This window comes from Pantoea sp. Cy-640 (assembly GCF_011752635.1).
In the GTDB taxonomy this organism is placed as follows: Bacteria; Pseudomonadota; Gammaproteobacteria; order Enterobacterales; family Enterobacteriaceae; genus Pantoea; species Pantoea dispersa.
Map to the genome: position 1 here is coordinate 57,968 of NZ_VWXB01000013.1, position 23,450 is coordinate 81,417.

The 23,450-nt window shown below is 57.2% G+C and carries 23 protein-coding genes and 1 tRNA gene; 9 read left to right on the plus strand and 15 right to left on the minus strand.

All coding sequences use genetic code 11. The features are described from left to right. Positions 1-14 precede the first annotated feature (14 nt). Genes phnK through phnF form a run of 6 tightly spaced genes read right to left on the minus strand, consistent with a single transcriptional unit; the run spans position 15 to position 4,417 of the window. The gene (gene phnK / locus F3J36_RS23115; RefSeq protein WP_166720688.1) at positions 15-776 is read right to left on the minus strand and encodes a phosphonate C-P lyase system protein PhnK; all 762 of its coding nucleotides are present in this window, start codon (positions 774-776) and stop codon (positions 15-17) included. Beyond that, on the minus strand, positions 766-1,614 hold the full coding sequence (locus F3J36_RS23120; RefSeq protein ID WP_021509799.1) for an alpha-D-ribose 1-methylphosphonate 5-phosphate C-P-lyase PhnJ: 849 nt from the start codon (positions 1,612-1,614) through the stop codon (positions 766-768). Before F3J36_RS23120 ends, phnK begins: the two co-directional genes overlap by 11 nt. Further along, a complete protein-coding gene (locus F3J36_RS23125) occupies positions 1,607-2,683 on the minus strand; it encodes a carbon-phosphorus lyase complex subunit PhnI (RefSeq protein WP_166720689.1) in 1,077 nt (358 codons plus the stop codon). Before F3J36_RS23125 ends, F3J36_RS23120 begins: the two co-directional genes overlap by 8 nt. Continuing rightward, complete coding sequence (gene phnH, locus F3J36_RS23130; protein ID WP_166720690.1) at positions 2,683-3,258, minus strand: phosphonate C-P lyase system protein PhnH; 576 nt, start codon at positions 3,256-3,258, stop codon at positions 2,683-2,685. The genes F3J36_RS23125 and phnH overlap by 1 nt, the downstream gene beginning before the upstream one ends. Then, positions 3,255-3,704, minus strand: coding sequence for a phosphonate C-P lyase system protein PhnG (phnG, locus tag F3J36_RS23135; RefSeq protein WP_058757348.1), 450 nt, complete (start codon positions 3,702-3,704; stop codon positions 3,255-3,257). The genes phnH and phnG overlap by 4 nt, the downstream gene beginning before the upstream one ends. After that, the gene (gene phnF / locus F3J36_RS23140) at positions 3,701-4,417 is read right to left on the minus strand and encodes a phosphonate metabolism transcriptional regulator PhnF (protein ID WP_132466836.1); all 717 of its coding nucleotides are present in this window, start codon (positions 4,415-4,417) and stop codon (positions 3,701-3,703) included. The genes phnG and phnF overlap by 4 nt, the downstream gene beginning before the upstream one ends. A 311-nt stretch (positions 4,418-4,728) precedes the next feature. Between phnF and F3J36_RS23145 the strand changes: the two genes are divergently transcribed. Continuing rightward, positions 4,729-6,894, plus strand: a complete 2,166-nt coding sequence (locus F3J36_RS23145; RefSeq protein WP_166720691.1) for a bifunctional diguanylate cyclase/phosphodiesterase — start codon at positions 4,729-4,731, stop codon at positions 6,892-6,894. 184 nt (positions 6,895-7,078) lie between these two features. After that, positions 7,079-7,525 (plus strand): transposase, encoded by a 447-nt coding sequence (locus tag F3J36_RS23150; protein ID WP_166720692.1) that lies wholly within the window; start codon positions 7,079-7,081, stop codon positions 7,523-7,525. 490 nt (positions 7,526-8,015) lie between these two features. On the opposite strand, the gene F3J36_RS23155 is transcribed toward F3J36_RS23150, so the two are convergent. The 4 genes from F3J36_RS23155 to nac form a co-directional block, all read right to left on the minus strand. Then, the gene (locus tag F3J36_RS23155; RefSeq protein WP_166720693.1) at positions 8,016-9,797 is read right to left on the minus strand and encodes a thiamine pyrophosphate-requiring protein; all 1,782 of its coding nucleotides are present in this window, start codon (positions 9,795-9,797) and stop codon (positions 8,016-8,018) included. 126 nt (positions 9,798-9,923) lie between these two features. Then, complete coding sequence (locus tag F3J36_RS23160; RefSeq protein WP_166720694.1) at positions 9,924-10,763, minus strand: GNAT family N-acetyltransferase; 840 nt, start codon at positions 10,761-10,763, stop codon at positions 9,924-9,926. Between the two features lie 93 nt (positions 10,764-10,856). After that, complete coding sequence (cbl, locus tag F3J36_RS23165; protein WP_166720695.1) at positions 10,857-11,816, minus strand: HTH-type transcriptional regulator Cbl; 960 nt, start codon at positions 11,814-11,816, stop codon at positions 10,857-10,859. A 273-nt stretch (positions 11,817-12,089) separates the two neighbouring features. After that, a complete protein-coding gene (gene nac, locus F3J36_RS23170; RefSeq protein WP_058757341.1) occupies positions 12,090-13,007 on the minus strand; it encodes a nitrogen assimilation transcriptional regulator NAC in 918 nt (305 codons plus the stop codon). Between the two features lie 185 nt (positions 13,008-13,192). On the opposite strand from nac, the gene F3J36_RS23175 reads away from it, so the two are divergent. After that, the gene (locus F3J36_RS23175; RefSeq protein WP_155519939.1) at positions 13,193-13,342 is read left to right on the plus strand and encodes a hypothetical protein; all 150 of its coding nucleotides are present in this window, start codon (positions 13,193-13,195) and stop codon (positions 13,340-13,342) included. A gap of 122 nt (positions 13,343-13,464) precedes the next feature. Here the strand turns inward: F3J36_RS23175 and F3J36_RS23180 are convergent, their stop codons facing one another. The 3 genes from F3J36_RS23180 to F3J36_RS23190 are packed head-to-tail and all read right to left on the minus strand — an operon-like array spanning position 13,465 to position 16,952. Next, the gene (locus F3J36_RS23180; RefSeq protein ID WP_166720696.1) at positions 13,465-14,496 is read right to left on the minus strand and encodes an ABC transporter permease; all 1,032 of its coding nucleotides are present in this window, start codon (positions 14,494-14,496) and stop codon (positions 13,465-13,467) included. Positions 14,497-14,510: 14 nt separating this feature from the next. Next, positions 14,511-15,995, minus strand: a complete 1,485-nt coding sequence (locus F3J36_RS23185) for a sugar ABC transporter ATP-binding protein (RefSeq protein ID WP_021509786.1) — start codon at positions 15,993-15,995, stop codon at positions 14,511-14,513. Positions 15,996-16,028: 33 nt separating this feature from the next. Further along, positions 16,029-16,952, minus strand: a complete 924-nt coding sequence (locus F3J36_RS23190; protein ID WP_058777951.1) for a sugar ABC transporter substrate-binding protein — start codon at positions 16,950-16,952, stop codon at positions 16,029-16,031. 507 nt (positions 16,953-17,459) lie between these two features. Here F3J36_RS23190 and F3J36_RS23195 point away from each other — a divergent pair. The 3 genes from F3J36_RS23195 to F3J36_RS23205 all read left to right on the plus strand — a co-directional run bounded on the left by F3J36_RS23195 (position 17,460) and on the right by F3J36_RS23205 (position 19,071). Beyond that, a tRNA-Asn gene (locus F3J36_RS23195) sits at positions 17,460-17,535 on the plus strand. 301 nt (positions 17,536-17,836) lie between these two features. Further along, positions 17,837-18,670 (plus strand): DUF3289 family protein, encoded by an 834-nt coding sequence (locus F3J36_RS23200; protein ID WP_166720697.1) that lies wholly within the window; start codon positions 17,837-17,839, stop codon positions 18,668-18,670. Positions 18,671-18,678: 8 nt separating this feature from the next. After that, positions 18,679-19,071: a DUF943 family protein gene (locus F3J36_RS23205; RefSeq protein WP_247653240.1), complete on the plus strand. Its 393-nt coding sequence runs from the start codon at positions 18,679-18,681 to the stop codon at positions 19,069-19,071. A gap of 136 nt (positions 19,072-19,207) precedes the next feature. Here the strand turns inward: F3J36_RS23205 and F3J36_RS23210 are convergent, their stop codons facing one another. After that, positions 19,208-19,657 (minus strand): GNAT family N-acetyltransferase, encoded by a 450-nt coding sequence (locus F3J36_RS23210; RefSeq protein ID WP_166720698.1) that lies wholly within the window; start codon positions 19,655-19,657, stop codon positions 19,208-19,210. Positions 19,658-19,769: 112 nt separating this feature from the next. Next, a complete protein-coding gene (locus F3J36_RS23215; RefSeq protein ID WP_166720699.1) occupies positions 19,770-20,714 on the minus strand; it encodes a LysR family transcriptional regulator in 945 nt (314 codons plus the stop codon). A 146-nt stretch (positions 20,715-20,860) separates the two neighbouring features. Here F3J36_RS23215 and F3J36_RS23220 point away from each other — a divergent pair, with 146 nt between their 5' ends. From F3J36_RS23220 to F3J36_RS23230, 3 genes are read left to right on the plus strand one after another with little or no spacing between them, the layout of a single operon-like run. Continuing rightward, positions 20,861-21,811: a PDR/VanB family oxidoreductase gene (locus F3J36_RS23220; RefSeq protein ID WP_166720700.1), complete on the plus strand. Its 951-nt coding sequence runs from the start codon at positions 20,861-20,863 to the stop codon at positions 21,809-21,811. Continuing rightward, positions 21,808-23,007, plus strand: a complete 1,200-nt coding sequence (locus F3J36_RS23225) for an amidohydrolase family protein (RefSeq protein WP_166720701.1) — start codon at positions 21,808-21,810, stop codon at positions 23,005-23,007. Before F3J36_RS23220 ends, F3J36_RS23225 begins: the two co-directional genes overlap by 4 nt. Further along, positions 22,994-23,449 carry a RidA family protein gene (locus tag F3J36_RS23230; protein ID WP_141495596.1) on the plus strand — a complete coding sequence of 152 codons (456 nt, stop codon included), beginning with the start codon at positions 22,994-22,996 and terminating at the stop codon, positions 23,447-23,449. The genes F3J36_RS23225 and F3J36_RS23230 overlap by 14 nt, the downstream gene beginning before the upstream one ends. The last annotated feature ends 1 nt before the right edge of the window (position 23,450 follow it).

Genomic DNA, 23,450 nt, shown 5'->3' on the forward strand with positions numbered 1-23,450 from the left:
ACCGCCAGCGTGTTCTATGCCAGCACCGATGAAACCAGCAGCTGGGTGTACGGATGGTGCGGATCGTCGAGCACCCGGTCGGTGAGCCCGCTCTCCACCACTTTGCCCTGCTTCATCACCAGCAGGCGGTGCGCCAGCAGACGCGCGACGCCGAGATCGTGGGTGACGATAATCACCGCCAGATTCAGCTCGCGCACCAGCGTGCGCAGCAGATCCAGCAGGCGCGCCTGCACCGAGACATCCAGCCCGCCGGTCGGCTCATCCATAAACACCAGCGTCGGCTGCGTCACCAGGTTGCGCGCAATCTGCAAACGCTGCTGCATGCCGCCGGAAAAGGTGGTGGGCAGATCGTCGATGCGGTTGGCCGGAATTTCGACGTCCTGCAGCCAGCGCAGCGCCTCGTTGCGGATGTCGCCGTAATGACGCTGTCCAATCGCCATCAGACGCTCACCAATATTGCCGCCCGCCGTCACCTGCGGACGCAGGCCATCCAGCGGATGCTGATGCACCACGCCCCACTCGGTGCGCAATAACCGCCGGCGCTCGCTCTCGCTGTGCTGATACAGATCGCGGCCGCGGTAGAGAATGTTGCCCTGCTGTGGCGCCAGACGCGCCGACAGGCTGCGCAGCAGCGTGGTTTTCCCTGAGCCGGATTCACCGACAATCCCCAGCACCTCTCCGGGATAAAGCGCAAAACTGACGTCTTCAAAACCTTTGCCCGGCGCGTAGAGGTGCGTCAGGTTATTGACCGCGAGCAGCGGCTGTTCACTGTGCATGCTGTTGTTCCTGCTGCTGGTGGCAAAAATCGGTATCGGAGCAGACAAACATGCGCGTACCGGCATCATCCATCACCACTTCGTCGAGATAGCTGTGGCGCGAACCGCACAGTGCACAGGGTTGTTCCCAGCTCTGCACGCTGAACGGGTGATCGTCGAAATCAAGACTTTCCACTTTGGTGTAGGGCGGCAGCGCATAAATGCGTTTTTCACGTCCGGCACCAAACAGCTGCAGCGCCGGCATCATGTGCATCTTCGGATTGTCGAATTTGGGAATCGGCGACGGATCCATCACGTAGCGATCGTTAACCTTCACCGGATAGGCATAGGTGGTGGCGATATGGCCGTAGCGGGCGATATCTTCATACAGCTTGACCTGCATGATGCCGTACTCCTCCAGCGCGTGCATGGTGCGGGTTTCCGTCTCACGCGGCTCAATAAAGCGCAGCGGCTCCGGGATCGGCACCTGGAAAATCAGCACCTGATCTTCTTCAAGCGGCGTCTCCGGAATGCGGTGCCGCGTCTGGATCAGTGTGGCGTCTTTGGTGGCTTCGGTGGTTGCCGCCCCGCTGACGCGCTGGAAGAAGCGCCGGATAGAGACCGCGTTGGTGGTGTCATCCGCGCCCTGATCGATCACTTTCAGCACGTCGCTGTCGCCTATAATGCTGGCGGTGATCTGGATGCCGCCGGTACCCCAGCCATACGGCATCGGCATTTCGCGGCCGGCAAACGGCACCTGATAGCCAGGGATCGCGACCGCTTTCAGAATGGCGCGGCGGATGGTGCGTTTGGTCTGCTCATCCAGGTAGCCGTTGTTGTAGCCGGTTAACTCACTCATCATTCAGCTCCTGATGCTGTTGGCGCAGCCGCTGCAGCAGCGCAAGCTCCGCCTGGAAATCCACGTAGTGCGGCAGTTTCAGATGCGAGACAAAGCCGGCGGCTTCGACGTTATCGGCGTGCGACAGCACGAACTCTTCGTCCTGTGCCGGCCCGGCAATGCGCTCCTGATACTCGGGTGCCTGCAGCGCACGGTCCACCAGCGCCATCGCCATCGCCTTACGCTCTGCGCGTCCGAACACCAGACCATAGCCGCGGGTAAAGTGCGGGGCGCTGTCGCCCTGGGTGGTGAAGCCGTTGACCATTTCGCATTCGGTCAGCAGGATCTCGCCAATTTCAATCTCAAAACCCAGCTCTTCGGGGCAGATCGACACGCTGAGATAGCCGGTGCGGATTTCACCGGCAAACGGATGGTTGCGGCCATAGCCGCGCTGGGTCGAATAGCCAAGCGCCAGCAGAAACCCTTCGTCGCCGCGCACCAGCTGCTGTAAGCGGGCAGCGCGTGACGCCGGATAACCGGGCGGCTGGCGCGTGATGTCGCACGGCTCGCTGCCGTCATCCTCTTCACGCGCTGCCAGCCCTTCACGCGTCATCATGCTGAACACATGCGGGCAACGCTGCGCCAGCGCCTGATCGTCACGCGCGGCGGCCGGCGTTTCGCCGTTGGCCAGCAGGGTAAAATCCAGCAGGCGGTGGCTGTAGTCATAGGTCGGGCCCAGCACCTGGCCACCGGGCAGATCTTTGTAAACTGCCGAGATGCGGCGCTCGATGCGCATTTCCGCGGTTTCCAGCGCCAGGCTGTCCGCGAGGCGCGGCAGCGTGGTGCGGTAGGCGCGCAGCAGGAAAATCGCCTCGACCAAATCACCACTGGCCTGTTTGATGGCTAAGGCCGCCAGCTGTGTGTCAAAGATGCCGCCTTCGGTCATCACCCGGTCCACCGCCAGCCCCAGCTGTTGCGCCACCTGATCGCAGCCCAGCTCCGCGACGCTGCGATCGCCACGGCGCAGATCGGCCTGCAGCTGATGGGCGCTGGCAATCGCCTTTTCGCCCCCTTTCACGGCTACATACATCAGCACACCTCCACGTCGGTGGTGCGTGGCAGCGCCATCATCGCTTCACCGCAGGTGAAAATCAGATCCACCCCCTGCGGGAACGGATGCGGGCGCTCACGCAGATAGGTCAGAATGGCGGCCGGCAGCTGCGGCGCGATGGCGCGCGGCTCACGCAGGCCGGGCCCGGAGAGGCGCAGCGTCAACCCGCCGTTGAGCGACGGCACTTCGACAATCAGCGTGGTGCTCTTCTCAGGGGACAGATTGTCACCGGCAGCGAAGCAGGCGGGATCGGGATTGGCCGCCGCGTGGGTCAGCGCAAACGGGGCATCGCGCTCATCGACAATCGGTACGCCGGTGTGAAAGCGCAGGTTGCTGCGCAGGATATCGCTGTCCACGCGGCGATCCAGCCACAGCGCGCTCTCCTGATCAACCAGCGTCAGCAGCACCGCCGTTGCGGACGGGGAGAGATCGCCCCAGCCCTGCGCCAGCGGCAGCGAGACCATCACGCCCGGCTCGCTCATCGCTTTGAGAATGCGGCGGAAGGCGCGCTGGGCGTCGGCAACCGGATGGTTAAAACTTGCCAGTAATGTCATTCGTTATCTCCGCGAACCAGCGTAAAGAAATCCACTTTGGAGCTGGCGATTTCCCGCGCGCGCAGCTGGCGCTGCTCTTCACGCAGTGCCGCCAGCGGGGCAATAATTTTTTCCTGCAGCAGCGCCTGGGTTTCCGGCTGTTGCAGCAGCGCATCAATCAGCGCGCAGCGTTCGGCATGCGCCTTATCGCGCCCCAGCACATAGCTAAAACCCAGTGTGCCGTCGTGCAGTCTGATCACCGCGCGGGTGACGGTGGCATCGCCCATGACGAAGCGTTTCCCGCTGCCGCCCATGCGCGCCTGCAGACGGGTTAAACCGGTTTCCGCCGGGCGCAGGCGCTCGAAGGCGGGTGTAAGCTGTAGCGACTGCCAGTGGCTGGCCAGCGCGCTGGCTTCACTGTGCGCCAGCACCGAAAGCCAGTGCTGACGGGCGGTTTGCTGTTTCATTGGTGCTCCAGGGTGAGTTCAATCATGTCGCCACGCGTCAGGCTGACGGAGTACTCCGCCACCTGACCGTCCGGCTGTGTGTTCAGGGTGCGCACGCACAGCAGCGGCGCGTGCAGCGTAATCTCCAGCTGTTTGCACTCTTTGGCCTGTGCGCGGCGGGTACTGATGCGGGTCTGACGGCGGCTCAGCTGCAGGCCGAGCTGCTGCTGCATGAAGTCGTGCAGGGAACCGTGCTGGAACGTCTGCAGCGCCGGCCACCAGCGCAGGTCGGGCAGATAGTGGTTGATCACGCACACCGGCACGCCGTTGACGCGGCGCAGGGTGCGTAAATGAATGACGCTGGCGCCCTCGTCACTGCCCAGCGCGGCAGCCACGTCGCTGCTGGCCGGACGCAGTACCGCCAGCAGCCGTTCGCTGGTGGGATGACTGCCCTGCTCCAGCAGGTTCTGGCTAAAGCGCGCCTGGGCATGCAGCGGGTAGTCGTACGGGCGCATCAGCACCAGGATGCCGACGCCATGGCGCCGCTGCAGCAGGCCTTTGTTCACCAGCTCATCCACGGCCCGGCGCAGCGTGTGGCGATTGACGGCGTAGTGATCGGCCAGCTGCTGTTCTGACGGCAGATAATCGCCGCAGCGATAGCGTTCCTGCAGCGCCTGCTCCAGCTGGGCGGCAACCGCCTGATAGACAGTGGTCGGATGTCTGGATATCTCCATCACGCTCAATACCTCATTCGCTTCAGGTTGAGGGGCGCAGCGGAAGAGGCTGCGGAATGGCGACTACAGTGCGGGAGACAGATGACAGTGCCGTGACGGCTCAGTGACGTGCGGATGAATTTGCTTTAAGGCAGCAGGATGGCAGCCAGAGGCGGCCAATTCAATAAAATCAACTTAACTGTTACCTTTGTGACTATGCGCAAAAAAATCGCGTGCAGTTTCACGCCTTTAACGCTTCCCTTACCAGATGCAGGCTGCGTAAATTCTGCTAATTTATTCGGTAAGCCCTGCCCGGAGCGCGAAACCTTAAAATGATAAACACCTTCAAACTTTCGCACGGTTTTCGCCGCAATTTTTTGCGCGAAGTGATCCTGCCGCTGGTGGCGATTTTGCTGCTGACTTTTCTCGGTGCCGGTTTTGGCCTGTTCTGGAGCACCTCGGCCACCAACCATGAGGCGCGCGAGCAGCAGCAGCGGATGATCGCCGCCTCGTTCAATCAGAGCCTGAGTGAACATCTGCGCCAGCTGCGCAGCCTGACGCGCTGGTCCCCGCTCGCCGATCAACTGGCGCAGCCGCAGCCGGACAGCGACTGGCTGAATCAAAACGTCGGTAGCTGGCTGTACGATATGTTTGATCATCAGCTGATTGTGCTGCTTGACCGCACCAATCAGCCGACCGCCGTGTGGCGCAACGGCCAGCCGGTGGCGGATCTGCGCATCGGACCGTACCTGCGCGATCTGTTGCAGACGCCACTGGTGCAAAGCAGTGATGAGGTACCCGGTCCGGCCGACCGCGCGGATTTTGTGCGCATCGGCCAGCGTGCGGCAGCGCTGGCGGTGGGCGATATCAGCAGCACGCGCGAGGCCGGGCGCTACCGGCTGGTGAGTATTAAGTTTCTTGATGATGGCTATCTGCGCAACCTGTCTGAACGCAGCCAGCTGCGGCAGCTCTTCTTTAGCGATGGCGTACCGCAGAACGAACACAAAGCGCGCTATCCGCTGACCTCGCGTCAGGGCGATATCGTCGGCTACCTCAGCTGGGATCCGGACAAGCCGGGCGCGCAGATGTTGCGTACCCTCGGCCCTTCCACGCTGATTTCGGTGCTACTGATCACCCTGCTGTGTCTGTTTATGGTGCGGCGCATCTGGACTTCCTCGCTCGATTTATCGCAGTCGCTGCTGAAGCTCGGGGCGAGCGAGGCGCAGGCGCAGCATCTGGCGTTTCACGATGTGCTGACCGGACTGCCGAACCGGGCGCTGGTTGAGGATCGGCTGACTCAGGCACTGGCCACCGCGACCCGTCACGACCAGCGCGTGGCGTTGCTGCTGCTGGATCTGGACCGCTTCAAAATCATTAACGATACCTGGGGCCATCACGCCGGCGATGATCTGATTATCGAGGTGGCGCGCCGCCTGAGCCACCTGGTGCGCGCCAGCGATACCGTCGGGCGTATTGGCGGCGATGAATTTATCATCGTGATACCGGAGGTAGAGAATATCGGTCAGGTGCAGGCGCTGGCGCAGCGCATCATCGCCGCGCTGGGCGAGCCGTATCAGCTGGTGGGCAACGAGCTGTGGGTTGGCGTCAGCATTGGCCTGGCGCTGGCACCCCGCGATGGTATTGACCGGCTGGAGCTGATGCGCAAAGCGGATATAGCGCTGTACGAGGCGAAAAATGGCGGACGCGGCCAGTATCGCCAGTTTGAAAAGGTGATGGATGAATCGCTGCGCACACGCCAGCAGATAGCGGCGGATCTGCGTCAGGCGCTGGTCAATTACGACGGCCTGGCGGTGTGGTATCAGCCGCTGATGGAGATCAGCGGCCAGCGGATTGTCGGACTGGAAGCGCTGCTGCGCTGGCATCATCCGCAGCGCGGCGATGTTTCGCCGGCGGACTTTATCGCCATCGCCGAAGAGACCGGCATGATTATTCCGCTGGGCGAATGGGTGCTGCGCGAGGCCTGCAAAACCGCCCTGAAGTTACCGCAGGTGATTGTGGCGGTGAACGTTTCGCCGGTGCAGTTCCGCGCCAGCGGGTTTGTCGAACGCATGATTGAGATTGTGCAGTCGGAAGGTGCCGATCCGCAGCGGCTGGAGCTGGAAATCACCGAAGGCGTGTTGATTGAGGATGAACACGAAGCGCGCAACAGTATCATCGCACTGCGCGACGCCGGGTTCCGTATTGCGCTGGATGATTTCGGCACCGGTTATTCGAGCCTGAATTATCTCAGCACGTTTCCGGTCGACAAGATTAAAATCGACCGGTCGTTTACCCAGTCGCTGGGCGTGGCGGAGAACTCTACCGCGATTGTTGAATCCGTGGTACGCCTCGGCCACGCCATGGGCCTGACCGTCACCGCCGAAGGCGTCGAAACCGAGGGCCAGAAAAACGCGCTGGCCGATGCCGGGTGTAATGAGCTGCAGGGATATTTGTTCAGCCGGGCAGTGCCGTTGAGCGAGATTGAGCGGATGGTGTGAGGGTGCAGAAGAGACGCAATAAACTGCGGCGCTACGATTTGTGCGGGAATGTATTTATGCGCTGGTCTATAACCGATATCGTAGCGGCGTTATTTTTCGCGCTTTTTGAATCTGGATCGGAGAAGTTAAAAAAAAATCTGAAAAATTGATTCGGATAGCAGATGCTCTGTGAAAGGAGGCTGTTATGCAATTCAGAAAACAATTACGACTGTTGCATTACGATTACGCTGCAGCGGGAGCTTATTTCATTACCCTCGTTACGCGACAACGGTTATGTCTGTTTGGCCGTATCAGGCAGGCGCAACTGATTCCCAGTAAAACAGGGAGTGTTGTATATCAGGAATGGCTTAATCTGTCGTTACGTGTTCCAGGATTGATGACAGATGCATTTGTTTTGATGCCAAATCACCTACACGGCATTTTATGGCTCTGCGGCGAGAACAATAATTCTTTAAGCAGAATCATAGCTGGTTATAAGGCAGGTGTTAGTCGGGTTATCGCAAACAGAGTGTGGCAACACAATTTTTACGAGCGGATTATACGTAATGAAAAAGAGCTGTTTTTCGCACGGCAATATATTGAGCAAAACCCGTTGAGGTGGGAGCTGGATCATTATTATCAACAAGAGTGATGTCGATTATAAAGCGCAATAAATTGCGCCGCTACGCTTCGTGCGGCATTGTATTTCGGCGCCACCATCCTGCACACATTGTAGCGGCGCGATTTATCGCGCTAAGTCAACCATTACACAGCTGCCAGAATGCGCAATGAATTGCGCTGAGCTAAACACTTCACAGTTGCCCGAATGCGCAATGAATTGCGCCGCTACGATTCGTGCGGGATTGAATTTTTGCACTACCATCCTGCACACATTGTAGCGGCGCGATTTATCGCGCTGAGTGAAAGATTGCACAGCTGCCGGAATGCGCAATGAATTGCGCCGCTACGATTCGTGCGGGATTGAATTTTTGCACTACCATCCTGCACACATTGTAGCGGCGCGATTTATCGCGCTGAGTGAAACACTGCACCCCTGCCCGAATGCGCAATGAATTGCGCCGCTACGATTCGTGCGGGATTGAATTTTTGCACTACCATCCTGCACACATTGTAGCGGCGCGCTAACCCTTGCTGTGCAGCAACTGGCTGGCGGTGTCGCTAATCACCTGCGCCATGCCGCGGTCGCCCTTCGCCATTGACGACATAAAAGCTTTGGCCTGCTTAAGCGTGATATGCGGCGGCAGCGGGGCCACTTCCGGATCGGTTTTCACCTCCAGCACTACCGGTCGGGTGGCGCTGAGCGCCTGCTGCCACGCCGCCGCCAGATCCTCCGGCCGGTCGACGTAGATGCCCTGCAAACCGAGGCTGTCGGCAAAGCGCGCATACTGCACGTCCGGCAGCTGCTGCGAAGCTTCAAAGCGTGGATTGCCTTCCATTACCCGCTGTTCCCAGGTGACCTGATTGAGATCCTGATTATTGAACACGCAGACAATCAGGCGTGGATCGGCCCACTGCTGCCAGTATTTCTGAATGGTGATCAGCTCGGCCAGGTTGTTCATCTGCATCGCCCCGTCGCCCACCAGCGCCACCACTGGCTGAGTGGGAAAGGCAAATTTCGCGGCGATGGCAAACGGAACGGCGGCCCCCATGCAAGCCAGCCCACCCGACAGCGTGGCGCGCTGGCCCTGCTTCACCCGATAATCGCGCGCAAACCAGTTGGCGCAGGAGCCCGAGTCCGAGGTGACAATCGCATCGTCCGGCAGCTGCGGGGACATCTCCCACACCACGCGCTGCGGATTGACCGGGTTGGCGGGCGCCATGGCGCGCTGTTCCATCAACGTCCACCAGTCGCGCACCTGCACCGCGATCTCCTCCTGCCAGTGGCGATCCGCTTTATGCGTCAGTAACGGCAGCAGCGCGCGCAGGGTTTCTGCCGCGTCGCCGTGCAGGTTGACCTCGCACGGATAGCGCAGCCCCAGCATCGCCGGATCGATATCGATTTGTACCGCGCGCACTTTACCTTCCGGTGGCAGAAATTCGGTCCACGGAAAACCGCTGCCAATCATCAATAAAGTGTCGCAATTCTGCATCAGCTCCCACGACGGTTTGGTGCCGAGCAGGCCGATCGAACCGGTGACAAAAGGCGCATCGTCCGGCAGCACGTCTTTGCCCAGCAGCGCTTTGGCCACGCCCGCGCCGAGCACATTGGCAATCTGCACCACTTCAACCGCAGCACCGCGCGCACCGGCACCGATCAGTACCGCGACTTTTTTGCCGGCGTTAAGCACTTCTGCGGCACGGCTCAAATCCTCGTCGTAGGGCACAATCTTTGGCCGCTGATAGTCCGGCCCGGAATGGGTAAATCCGTGCGCATGCTGCGGCGGCTGCCAGTTCTCATCCTGCAGATCTTTCGGCAGGATGATCACCGCGACGCCGTTCTGCGCTTTGGCAATGCGCACGCCACGATCGACCAGATGCTGGACCTGCGCCGGGGCCGCCGCTTCCTGCACGAAGTTCGCCACATCGGCGAAGATGCGGTCTAAATTCATCTCCTGCTGGTAGCTGGCGCCGCGCGCGGTGGTTTCCGCCTGGCCGGCAATCGCCAGCACCGGCGCGTGATCCATTTTGGCATCGTACAGGCCGGTCAGCAGATGGGTCGCGCCAGGCCCACCGGTCGACAGACAGACGCCGAGCTCCCCGGTAAATTTGGCGTGACCGGCAGCCATAAAGGCCGCCATCTCTTCATGTCGCACCTGAATAAATTCGATGCCTGCACCGGCTTTATTGGCCCGCTGGATAGCGCCCAGCACGCCGTTGATGCCATCGCCCGGATAGCCATAAATGCGCGTGACGCCCCATGCCTGCAGGCGTTCAACAAAGAAATCGCTGGTTTTCTTGCTCATGACGGGCTCTCCCTTAGACGTTTGCAATAAACGTTAAGGGTAGCCGACGAAATGGAATGTGACAGATAACGCCTGTTCGGCGACGTTTGCCGCGTCTGGCTTAGAAATCGCTGCCGTTACGCTTAGTTAACCCAGCGCAGGCGAGACCAGTGCGAAAGTCTGCGGCCCGTTCGGTGCCGCCCGCCACGGTGTGCCGTGTACCATCGCGAAAGGTGCATCGACCTGCGCCAGCCCAAGGTTGAGCAGCCACGCGCCGAGCCGGGCATCGGGCGTGTCCAGCCGGACAAACTGCTGCGCCAGATCCTGCATCAGCTGCGACACCAGCGCCTGCGCCGCCGCAACATCGTCAGCAATCACCGGGCCGATGGTCCAGCCGTGCCCAAAGCGGCGGCGACTGGCAAACCCCTGCAACGCGCCCTGTGCATCCTGCAGCACCACGCTTTGCGCCAGCAGCTGCTGGTGCAGACGCGTTCGCCGCAGCCCGTTCGCCTGATAATCCAGTGCGTCGATGGCGTCGGCATCCGCTTCAACGGCCGGCCGCAGCGTCAGGCCATCCGGTACCATTACCGCTGGCTGCTGCGCCAGCGCGCGCGTCTGGTGCTGCGCCACGCGATCGCAGGCCTGGAAGCCGAGCTTCTCATACAGCACCTGCCCCATATCGGTGGCGTGCAGCCGCACGTTGCAGCCGGAGAATTTTTCCAGCATGGCCTGCATCACCTGGCGGCCAATACCGCGTCCGCGCGCCTGTTCGCTCACAATCACCAGACCAATCGTGGCGGCACCCGGCCCCCAGCGCCAGCCAATCGCCCCGCCGAGATAGTCGCCCTGCGCCTCAACCACCACGCCTTCACCCAGGGCGATGAGCTGCTGCCAGTCTTCGCGGCGGTGCGCCCAGCCCAGTTGCTGAGTCAGGCGATAACCCGCTTCGGCGTCCGCGAGGGTCATGGCGCGCAATATCGTATTCATTCTGTTCTCCCTGAGAGGCGTTCTGCCCGCCAGCTTGCCACGTCCGTTTGCGGAAGCAAATAAAAAAGGCCCGCACCGGGCCAGAGAGGAAACTCAGATTTGGAAATCGATGGCGGGTTCGTCGTCGTTTTCATAAGAGAGCGCCTGCCGTTTGATCTCTTCCAGTGACAGGTTAGCGTTACACAGTTCAAGGAACTGCCAGACGTAGTTGCGCTGGAGCTGGCCGCGCTTCAGTCCGAGCCACACGGTGTTGGCATCAAACAGATGGTGAGCATCGATCTTCACCAGGTCTTCGCCGTCGTAAATATCGCACGCCTGATCGGCGAGGATACCGACGCCCAGCCCGAGTTCGACATAGGTTTTCACCACGTCAGAATCCTGCGCGCTGAGCACGATATCCGGGCGGAGGCCAGCAGCCTGGAAAGCACGGTCCACGCGTGAGCGACCGGTAATCCCCTGACGATAGGTGATCAGCGGATGGCGGCTGAGGCTGGCGAGCGTGACCGGCTGATTCGCCAGCAGCTCGTGATCGTGCGGCACCAGCAGCGAGTGGTGCCAGCTGAACCACGGGAACGCCGCCAGGCTGGTGTTATTCACCAGTTGCTCCGAGGCGATGCCGACATCGGCCTCACCGGCCAGCAGCATGGCGACGATCTCCTGCGGTGAACCCTGATTGAGTTCCAGCCGCACGTTGGGATAGAGCTGGCGAAACGCTTTGATGACGCGCGGCAGGCTATAGCGCGCCTGGGTGTGCGTGGTGGCGATGGTCAGCACGCCACTGGTTTCATTGGTAAACACATCCGCCAGCCGGCGCACTTTGCCGGCCTCATCAAGGATGCGTTCAGCAATGGTCAGCAGCGCTTTGCCCGGTTCGGTCATGCCTAACAGTCGCTTGCCACGACGAATGAAGATTTCCACGCCCAGTTCATCTTCCAGATCGCGAATATGCCGGCTCACCCCCGATTGTGAGGTAAACAACGTATTGGCGACTTCTGTCAGGTTGAATTCGCAACGGGCCGCTTCGCGTATAATTTTAAGTTGCTGGAAATTCACACCCTTTTCTCCTGTTTCCTGCCCCTGTTTCATCCATGTTATGAAGTTGGTGTGATTGCAACAAATAATAAAAAACGGTGTGTTATGCGGAATAGTAATAAGCGTGAGGTTGGGGATGGGTGCGCTTTGCCGCCCTCACCCCGGACCTCTCCCATGGGGAGAGGGGGGGATCGCGCGATATTCAGATGGCGTACCGGGATGGATGGCCGCGCCAGACGGTTCCCTCTCCCGCGGACGGGAGAGGGTTAGGGTGAGGGAAAAAACCGCTCTCTATCAACCCACTAACATCAGCTCGCGCTCTTCCACCATCGGCTTATTCAGCAGCGACAGCAGGATATTTTTGACCGCCTGCGCCGATGGCGACAGCGGCAGGCGCGCTGAGACGTTCAGCGACAGCGGCAGGTTCAGCGACGGACTGTTAATGCGTGCCATCCACGCATGCGTTGAACTCACCAGCGCGCGTGCCGCCGATTCCGGCAGTACGGTAACGCCCATGCCGCTCGACACCGCCGCGGTTAAGGTTGAGATAGACTCAATTTCACCGATGATTTTCGCGCTCAGACGACGCAGCGAGAACGCTTCGTCCACGCGTTTGCGCACTGCGCTGTAGTCACGCGGCAGGAACAGGTTCATCTGTGCCACGTCAGCCAGATCCACCGTAGCACCCGGACAGGCCGTCGCCCCTACCAGATACAGCTCCTCTTTCATCAGCGGAATGCTGTTGATACCGGCAGTCGGCGCGCGATCGTACAGCACGGCCATATCCAGCTGGCCATTCATCACTTTCTCATTGAGCGAAGTGCCGCTGTTCTCGTGCAGATAGACCAGCACATCAGGATATTGCTCGCGCACCGTTTGCAGCAGCGGCATGGTGAGCGAAGAGGCCGCCGTGCCCGGCGCGAGGCCAATCGATACCTGACCATTGAGCGCCTGGCCAGCGTTGATCACCGCTGTCTGCGCCTGTTCACACTGGCGCAGAATGGTGCGTGCGTGAGCATAAAGAATTTTACCGGCTTCGGTTGGCGTTACGCCGCGCTTGGTGCGGATCAGCAACTGCTGGTCGAGTTCGTTCTCCAGCGTCGCCACCTGTTGGCTGAGTGCAGGTTGTGCGATATGCAGGACTTCTGCTGCCTGCGTCAGGCTGCCGATATCGACGATTTTTACAAAGTATTTCAGTCGTCTTAAGTTCATATTGCCTCCGTCACGGATCCCCGAATGCCCAAATGATGAGTTCTCAGCCTGCTGGCTTGTGACAAAGAAATTGCAATATGCAGGCCAGGTTTGATCTTTACCCGGCGGGCACTGACCAGAATTTTCCTAACGAACGGGAAAATAAGCGTTTCTGATTACCCCGAATGGGTTAATAAGTGCCGCACATGACCCATAACGTTTATCCGCTGGCGATGACGCACCCTGATGGTGCAGCATTTGCGAGGCAGATGTGCAAAAAAGTGATGACTGCGCGTGCTGCTGTGGTGCAAAACGGGCAGAAAATGCACGGATTGCGGGGGCAGAAAGGAGAATAAAGAGAAATTGCGCGGTGGCTATCAGTGGGAAAACTTATTGTGTCTGACGCTGCCGGCAGCCCGGCAGCGTGTAATTACCGCCTTAACCCTGCTCCTCTCCCGGAAGAGAGGAGCAGAACGGGTTAGCGTTTTTTGCGGTTGCGGTGCATATCGATTGAAACCGCCGCGACGATGATCATCCCTTTAATGATGTCCTGCACGTAAGCATCGACGCCAACAAAGGTAAAGCCACTTTTGATTAAGCCGAGGATGACTGCGCCGATCAGCGTGCCGGTAATCCGCCCGACGCCGCCCATCAGGCTGCTGCCACCGATAACTGCGGCGGCGATGGCGTCGAGTTCATACGCCATCCCCATGCTCGACTGACCGCTGCTGACGCGCGCCGCCAGCACCACCCCCGCCAGACCCGAGAGCGCCCCGGCGATGGTATACACGATGATCAGGTATTTATTAACGTTGATGCCCGACACTTTGGCGGAGGTCATGTTGCCGCCAATCGCATAGACATATTTGCCGTAGCGGGTGTGTTTGAGTGCGATGTGGAACAGGAAGGCGACCACCAGGAAGATAATCACCGGCATCGCGCCCTGACCGATGGAGGTGAAACCGTCCGACAGGAAGCTGATCGGGTTGCCCTGAGTATAATATTGTGCCAGACCGCGCGCCGACACCATCATACCGAGCGTGGCGATAAACGGCGGAATGCCGGTTTTGGTGATGAGCACGCCGTTGACCACGCCGCACAGCAGGCCAACGCCGATGCCGGCGACGATAGGGATGGCGGCGGGCAGATTAACCAGCGACGGATACATCGGCGACAGGCTGTCAGACGTCTGTGCCAGGCTGGCGGCAACCACCGCCGTCAGGGCGATAACCGAACCGGACGACAGGTCGATACCGGTAGTAATAATGACCTGAGTGACGCCGACGGCGATAATACCGATGATCGCCACCTGCAGCACAATCAGCACTAAACGGTTGGTGTTGAGCAGAAATGACTGGTCACGCACGTACCAGCCGGCTATTTCAAAAATCAGCGCAATGCCTAACATCACGACAAAGATGCCGGTGTCTTTCGGCAGTTTATGACGCAGATTGCCGAAGAAAGAATTCTGTTCGGTGGCCTGCGGGGCCGTTACTTTTACGTTACTCATAGGGGTCTCGTGCCTCACTCGGATGCCAACGACAAAATGGTTTCCTGGTCTGCCTCTTCTTTATCGAGGATGCCGGTTATACGTCCGCCGTGCATCACCATCACCCGGTCGCTCATGCCGAGAATCTCCGGCAGCTCAGAGGACACCATGATGATGGCCACGCCACGGTTAGCCAGTTCACTGATCAGGCGGTAGATTTCGGCTTTGGCGCCAACATCAATGCCGCGGGTTGGTTCATCGAGGATCAGAATCTTCGGTTGCGCCAGCAGCCAGCGCGCAATCAGCACCTTCTGCTGGTTACCGCCGCTGAGGTTATTGATGATCTGATCCATGGTCGGCGTTTTAATATTGAGTTTGCGGATCTGCTCCATGCAGTCCTGCGCCATCTTCATGTGGCTAACGAAACCGCTTTTGCCGATGTAATCGGGCATGTTGACGATGCTCATGTTCTCCAGCACCGACAACACCAGAAACAGCCCGGACTTTTTGCGATCTTCGGTGAGGAACGCCATGCCCTTCTCAATCGCCGTTGACGGCGAATCGATTTTCACCGGCACACCATCAATCAGCACTTCACCGCTGTCGAAGCTTTCCATGCCGAACAGGCTCTCCATCACCTCGCTGCGTCCGGCACCCACCAGCCCGGCCACGCCGAGGATCTCGCCTTTGCGCACGCTGAAGCTGACATCGGTAAAGCGGTCTTTGCAGGTCAGATTGCGCACAGTCAGCACTTCTTCACCGATGGCACTGTTGAATTTAGGGAACAGCTGCGTCAGTTCGCGTCCCACCATCTGGGTGATCAGCGACTGACGGGTAAAGGCGGTGGTGCTGTTACTGCCGACCCAGGTGCCGTCGCGGAAGATGCTGATCTCATCGGTGATGGCGAAAATTTCATCCATTTTATGGCTGATATAGATGATGGCTTTGCCCTGGGCACGCAGGTCGCGGATGATGGTGAACAGATGCGCCACTTCAGTTTCCGTCAGCGCCGAGGTTGGTTCATCCATAATCACGATGTCGGAGTTCCACGACACCGCTTTGGCAATTTCCACCATCTGCTGAGACGCAATGCTGAGCTCGCCGACCAGCCGATCGGCTTTCAGACGGATATTCAGCTTGTTAAGCAGTTCCTGCGTCTGCTGATTGAGCTTGCCGTGATCGACAAAGCCGTATTTCATCGGTTCACGACCGAGCCAGATATTCTCCGCCACGGTCATGTAAGGCACCAGATTCAGCTCCTGGTGAATCATGGAAATGCCGGAACGCAGCGCGTCCATGGTGTCCTGAAACTGCACTGGCTCCCCTTTAATGCGGATGGTGCCCTTATCGGGACGATACATCCCGATAAGGCATTTCATTAAAGTGGATTTGCCCGCGCCATTTTCACCCATCAGGGCATGTACCGACCCCGGCTTAATACGCAGTGAGACATTGTCGAGTGCCTTCACTCCGGGGAAGAACTTGCTGATGCCTTCGGCTTCAAGCGCAAAAGCGGTCATACATCACCTCCGTACGGCTAAGTCGGTTACGGTTTATTTCTGGTTCTGACTGGCAAATTTTTCGTAGTTATCTTTGGTGATCAGCTGGAACGGGATATCGACCACTTTCTGCACTTTCTCGCCGTTAATCAGCTTGACCGCCGTCTGTACCGCGCCTTCACCCTGACCTTTCGCATCCTGGAAGACCGTGGCGACCATTTTGTCGTTCTTGATCATCTGCAGTGCATCCGGGGTACCATCCACACCCGCGACCAGAATGTGATTCGGGTTTTTGCCCAGCGCCTGCAGCGCACCGATCGCCATTTCATCGTTGTTAGAGGCAATGGCCTGAATGTCATCGCCGGCGGTCAGCCAGTTACTCACCACGTCCACCGCATCATTACGGGTGAATTTGGCGGTCTGTTTCTGTACCACTTTAATGCCCGGATATTTGGCGACCACCGCTTCCACGCCTTTGGTGCGTTCACGGGTTGATTCGTTAGCCAGGTCACCCAGCAGAATCGCCACGTTGCCTTTGCCGTTCATCTTTTTCGCCAGCGCTTCCATCTGCAGACGGCCTGCCAGTTCAGAATCCGACCCGACAAACGCCATTTTGTCTTTCAGCTCACCTGATGGTTTGCGGTTGACGAACACCAGCGGCACACCGGCCTTAGCGGCAGCATCCACCAGCGGTTTCACCGCGTTGGTATCGACCGGGTTCACGATGATGGCGTCAACACCCTGACCAATGAAGTTCTGCACCTGCTGCAGCTGCTGGGCCACGTCGCCTTTGGCGTCTTCAACCTGGCCTTTGATATTGTCTTTTTGCATCTCTTTCTGCATGGCTGTGCGCAGGATGGTGAGGAAGTTGTCATCAAACAGCGCCATAGAAACGCCCAGCTGGATATCTTTTGCCATCACAGCGGCAGGTAACATGCAAGCTAACAGGGAAGTCACTAACGCTTTTTTGAATTTCATAGGTAACCCTTCTTATTTGTTAACGTGCTCAGGTTGGCTGAGTCCGCGAATGAAAAATATCTTTTACATTCACTCAACGTCGCTGGCGTTTTTTTTCTGTTCGTAGAGGTAAGGCTTCTGGTCTGACGCTATCGGTACCGTGCTGCTCCTTTTTTCAACATCTTCCTTATCAATGTGTTACTTTCGCAAGAAGCATTGAGCGGACAAAACTCGTTTCGGCCGTGATGATAAGCAGTTCATTTGTTTCATCCTTTCTTCTTTTGAAATTTTCATCATAAAAGCACTGAAATGATTGTTTTAAAATCGGCAAATAACAAAACTTTGACACGCATCTAACATCTCAAAGGAAATGCGTTTAAAGTGAGATCTTGCTGGCAGTTTGAAATCTGCCCATTTAAGGCAGAAAAGCAGCAATCCGCTGCTTTTACGCGCACTTAAACCAGAAGTGTGCGATCGGGCTTTGACAACGGGGATCGGCATCGCTAATATTCGCCTCGTTCCAACGATTCCTCTGTAGTTCAGTCGGTAGAACGGCGGACTGTTAATCCGTATGTCACTGGTTCGAGTCCAGTCAGAGGAGCCAGATTTAGAGAAGCCCGCTCAGGGAAACCTGAGCGGGCTTTTTGTCTTCTGCGTCCCCCCCTTCTCCACACCACCATCCTGCCATGGCTTGCTGGCTGACCAGCGCTGTATTCACCCTGTCCTCAGTCGCAGGCATGTGCTCCCCGGGGATGCTCCGCAAAAACTCTGTGCCGCTTACGGAATTTAATGACCATTTTTTGTTCTGGCACCAGGCATTGAGGCGGTAAAACCCGCAGCATGGGCAAATCTGCGCATTCATGTGTGTTTCAACAGGGACAAACACCAGCAAGGGAGCTCTTTCTATGATTAATGCTGTATTTCCAGCAACGGTTTTCACCACCCAGCGGCGTTTTAATGATTACTCTTCTGACGACATGCGTTATGGGGATATCCCGGAAGAGAGGCTGAAAAGAGAGTTTGGACTGGTCAACATATCAAACGTGGTGGATCCTTACACCCTGACCCGATTGACTGCCTTTGATACTCCGCAATCGAGGTTCGCAGGGGCATACAATGGCATACACCGTGGTGGCAAACTCAGCGTTGAACAATGTGCGCAACTACTGTTTGAAGAGATGCAGGTAACTTCTCTGCCTTACTCTTTCATCGGTCCGCACAGATATCTTATCAATCAAATGCTGAGGCATTTTCAGCTTTCACGCGGTTCAGCATTCTATAACGCTCAACTTAATTTAGCGTACCGTGATAAGTTACATTCTGATTATGATGCCAGAAAAACAACGTCGATCATGCGTGAGACCATTGGGTTATTTATTGACTATAACAGCATGGGATTTCCTCAGGAAAAATTAGAGCAATTAACTTCAGCCATTAAACTGTCAGTTCTACCGAAATTTGACTCGATGCTACTTGATAAAATCAATGGCATGGGGATTACTGTGCATGATGTCCATGCAACGAAAATAGAAATTATCCGTCTTAATGTTAACAACGCTGGATGGCGTGCGAGTATCAAATTTTCCGGGCAGGATCATTTTTGGCTTGACGCCCGTGATATAGGTAAGCAAAAATTCAGCCAGTTCCAGTTTTTCAAAATCTGGTTTGTCTTGCAACATTTTGACAGATTCGGCTTCCGTCCATTTCTGACTAATATGGAAGCGGTGAACGATATCTAGGGAAAGCGATGATGCGTAAGTTAGTTATTCCAGCCCTGGTGATAGCTTTATGCAGCCTCATTTATCTTTCTTTCGGAAATGATAAAGTTTCTGTTATTGATGCTCATTATGATGGCAACACAGCACAGATTATTGTTAATAATTTACCTTCCGCTGAATCCAGAAAAATTGAATGGTGGACAAATAATCGTGAAAAAATACTGGATAAATATAACATTCCATCTGGAAATAACACGCCATTCCTGATTGCTATTTATGCTTTGGGAAAAGGCTATCAAGCGCAAGGTAACGAAGACAGGCTTTGCTTCTCTGATATGAAATCGCCCAAAAATTGTATCGACAAAAATATTCTTATGATGATTTGGCGTACCCGCGAGGGCGGGGTTAAATATCAATTTTAATATCCAGACAGATTGAAAGAAGCCCGCTCAGGGAAACCTGAGCGGGCTTTTTGTTGTGGTGAGTTTTCTGGGCGATGGAAGATGATACGGGCCGCTAAATCAAACCCGCCGGACTGATGTCAGCCACCCTTTTATTTTATAACGTTTTGCCCAGGCAAATGGCCTCTTCCCGGCCGCGGTAGGGTCCGTAATTTTCTCTCTGCCGGTAACCCTGCCTGATATAAAAATCCACGGCGCGCTGATTAACATGCCGGGTTTCCAGCCACAGTTCACGATATCCCAGGGTTTTTGCCGCGGCTTCCAGAGTGCTGAGCAAGGCGCAGCCGATGCCCGGCAAACTGCGGTCGGAGAACATCCTTTTCAGTTCAGCGATCCCGTCAGCCACCGGCCGTAACGCGCCGCAGCCGACGGCTGTGCCCTGCGCGTCTCTCGCTATCACCCACAACGCGCCTTCACCCTGAAAGGTGTCAACGCTGGCGCGGCTGTTTCCGCCATCGCCAGTGATAGCCGCAAGCTCTGCGGAGAGTTTTTCAATCAGCCACTGTGATTCCGCAGAGCGCGGGTCTGCGTGTTCAATCTTCACCATCGTGATACCTGTATTAAAGGAGGCTGCTGTGGCGCTACCAGACTGACCTGGCATCTCCAAAAGGTGTTGTTCGTCACCACCCGCTGCAATATCTGGCAGGCAAGTCCGGCGTTTACCCGCTATGCTTCTCTTCCTTGCCTGCCAGCGCTTCTTCACTCTCTATCATTGCAAAGAATAACTCGAGCTGCCCGAGCATCATCGACGCGGCCACCGATAACTGGCGTTGTGGTGCCACGCACAGTGACAGAGTAAAGGGTTTTAATACCGTGTCGATCAGCGGAATGAATTTCAGTTCTCCCCGGCGATATTCATCAACAATATCCAGCCAGCACATCAGGCTGATGCCAACATCATCACGCACTAACGATCGCAGCATATGAATGTTATTGGTGCGCCCCACTTCCTTCAGGCGAATGCCAGAACTGTTAATTAGCGCTTCCAGCGGATCGGCCAGCATCAATGGCGCGGCGGGCACAATAAACGGCCAGGGTTCGCAATGGCTGAAGCGAATAGATTCCAGCGCTGCCAGGGGATGATGTCGGCTAACCACAATCCCCAGACGCAGATCGGCAAAGGATTTCACCAGCAGTTCACGCGAGCTTTGTGGGTTCAGCATGATGCCAAAATCCGCATCACCGGCGGTCAGCGCATTCGCGATATGGATATTGCTCATGGTGGTGAGGGTAAACGAAATGCCCGGATAGTCTTCACGGATACGCTGCAGGATTGAGGAGAAAAAACCGCGGTTAATGGCATCAATGGTGGCGATATGTACATGACCATGTCGCAAGCCACGCAGATCCTCTAATTGGGTACAAACACGACCAAAATCACGTTGCCAGTTTTTGGCCGCATTAAACAGGATTTCGCCAGCGGCAGTCATACATAAACCTGATGGATGGCGTTCAAACAACGGCATATCCAGCTGTTCCTCCACGCGCAAAATCTGCCGGTCGATAGAGGAGGCAGAGACGTGCAACACCTCGGAAGCCTTACGTAGCGAACCCTGGCGTGCCACTTCGGTGAAATAAATCAGAAAACGTGAGAAGGCAAACATAGTGGGTGCTCTCTTTTTTGCAACGCATCATGCGAATTAAACAGATGGACGCTTACACAACGGCAAAATAATAATCGCATCCATGATAAAGACAAGGGTATGCGCGGCGCTAACGCTGATGACAGCCCTGCAAAGACAGGCTGATTATGAAATCAACACACCTGGCTGTCACCGTCATCGCAAAGCAGTCCAACGGTGCTGGCAATCTGTTACTGACGCTGGAGAGTGCCAGCGACCAACCGCTGCCGCCTTTTACACCGGGCGCGCACATTGATGTCCACCTGCCGGCGGGAGGGGTACGTCAATACTCACTGTGTTCGCCAGCCAGTGCTGCTGGCTATGAAATCTGCGTGCGTCTTGATCCCGTCTCGACAGGCGGTTCCCGCTGGCTGCATCAACAGCTGAATGTCGGCGATGCGTTAACCCTGTCGGCACCGCGTAACCACTTTCCGCTACCGGATGCACCGCGCACCTTATTATTTGCTGCCGGTATTGGCCTGACGCCACTGCTGGTCATGGCAGAAGCGCTGGCCGGGCGGCAGGCTGAATTCATGCTGCATATCTACCTCAAACATCATGATGAACTGGCGTTTGCGACACGTCTGGCGCAGCTCGGTGAGCGTGTCGTCATTCACTACAGTAGCGAAGGCGACAGCCTGCGCACCCGGATCCCTGACGATCTGGAAACATCAGCCAACAGCGCGCTGGTTGCCTGCGGACCTGCTGGCTTCATGCACCACCTGCAGCAGCAAGCGCTGGAACGCGGCTGGCAGCCGGGTCAATGGCACAGCGAACGTTTCAATCCTGCAGCCTCCCTGATTACCGCAGGCGACAGCTTCGACGTGGAGATTGCCTCCTCCGGCGCGCGTTATACCGTTGGACAGGCTCAAAGCATTGCCGGGGTGCTGGAAGCGGCGGGTATCGACATCGAACTCTCCTGTGAGCAAGGCATGTGTGGTGCCTGCATTACGGGTGTTTTGTCGGGTGAACCTGATCACCGCGACGAGGTGTTAAGCCCAACAGAGCGTGCCGCGAATGACTGCATCGTCCTGTGCTGCTCACGCGCACGTTCTCCGCTTCTGGTACTGGACTTATGAACATCTATCCAGGCGCAACCGGCGCACGTTTACCCCGCTGGCTCCTGCCAGAAAGCTGGCCACACCAGGACAATCAGCCGCAGCTGGCGACGTTACATTTTCACGCTGACGGGTTGCAGTTCGCCCCCTGTGAAGGAGCGTATGCCGATTATTTGCCCCTCAATGGCGCTCTGGTGCTACCCGCCCTGATCGAACCGCATGCGCATCTGGACAAAACGTTCACCTTCGAGCGCAGCCCGGCACGCCAGCCCGGTTTGCTGGCTGCGATTACCGCGATGCACCAGGATCGCGTGCACTGGAGCCGTGCAGACCTGCATCAGCGCGCGCATCAGGCGTTGCAATGGGCGGTGGAGAGTGGCGTGGGTTTATTGCGCACCCACGTCGATTGGTTCAGCGCGCAGGCGCCGCTGGCGTGGCAGGTTATTGGTGAGTTACAGCATCCTTTATGTCGCATCGAACGCGTGGCCCTCGCCCCGCTGAGTTTTTTCGCCAGCGCGGATGATGCGCAGCACATTGCCGCTCAGGTGGCCATCAGCGGTCCGGGCGCACTTCTGGGTGGTTTCATTCACAGCAGCAACTGGGATGCGCAAGCCTTCTCACATCTTCTGCAAGCTGCCGAACAGTGGCAGCTCGATATCGACCTGCACATTGATGAAGAGTTGAATGCTGATGCCCAGGGCATGCGCTGGCTGGCGAACTACCTGCAACAACATCCGTTCAGTGGTCATATTACCTGCAGCCACAGCTGCGCGCTGTCGCAACAAGAAGATGCGCTGCAGATTCTTGATCGGCTGGCCCTGCACCGGGTGACGCTGATCGCTCTGCCCCTGACCAACCTGCTGTTACAGGACGCCGTGCCCCATCGCACACCGCGTCAGCGTGGATTAACGCTGGTGAAAGAAGCGCAGGCGCGTGGAATTTCACTGCTGCTGGGCGCTGACAACGTGCAGGACGCCTTCTGCCCCCTAGGCAGTTACGACCCCCTGGATACCCTGTTCAGTGGGGTATTGAGCCTGCAGTTGGGAGCTGCCTTTGATGAAGCCTCTCAGCTCATCTGCCAGCCCGACGCTTTCCGTCACAACGATATGGTGATTTTTCCGCATGCCGATACAGCAAGCTGGCCGCTGCGCCAGCGCCAGCGCTATCGGCTTAAACAAGGCGTGCGTTATGGAGAAGAAACTGATGACGCTAGATGAAGGGGCGGGTAAGCCGCTGGCGAAATATGCGGCGTGGCGACGCGTCGGCGACTTTATTTTTCTCTCCGGCATTATTCCGGTGAATCCGCAAACCGCGACTATCGTGCGCGGTTACAGCGATGTTCCCGAAGCAGCGCAACGGCTGCTGGGACGCAGTGGTGAATTCTCTACCGATTTCAAAGAAGGTCCAATCCTGGCACAAAGCTGGTATGTGCTGGAGAGCATCCGCACCACCCTTGAAAGCGCCGGTGGGCAGATGAGTGATGTTTTCAAACTGGTGCAGTACTTTCGCAATCTGGACCATTTCCCGCACTACAGCCGGGTGCGCAAGCAGTTCTTCCCGGACGAACCGCCGGTTTCAACGGTGGTGCAGGTCAGTGAAATGCTGCCCAGCCCGGACGTACTCATTGAAGTTGAAGCCACGGCATGGTTGCCACAATAAC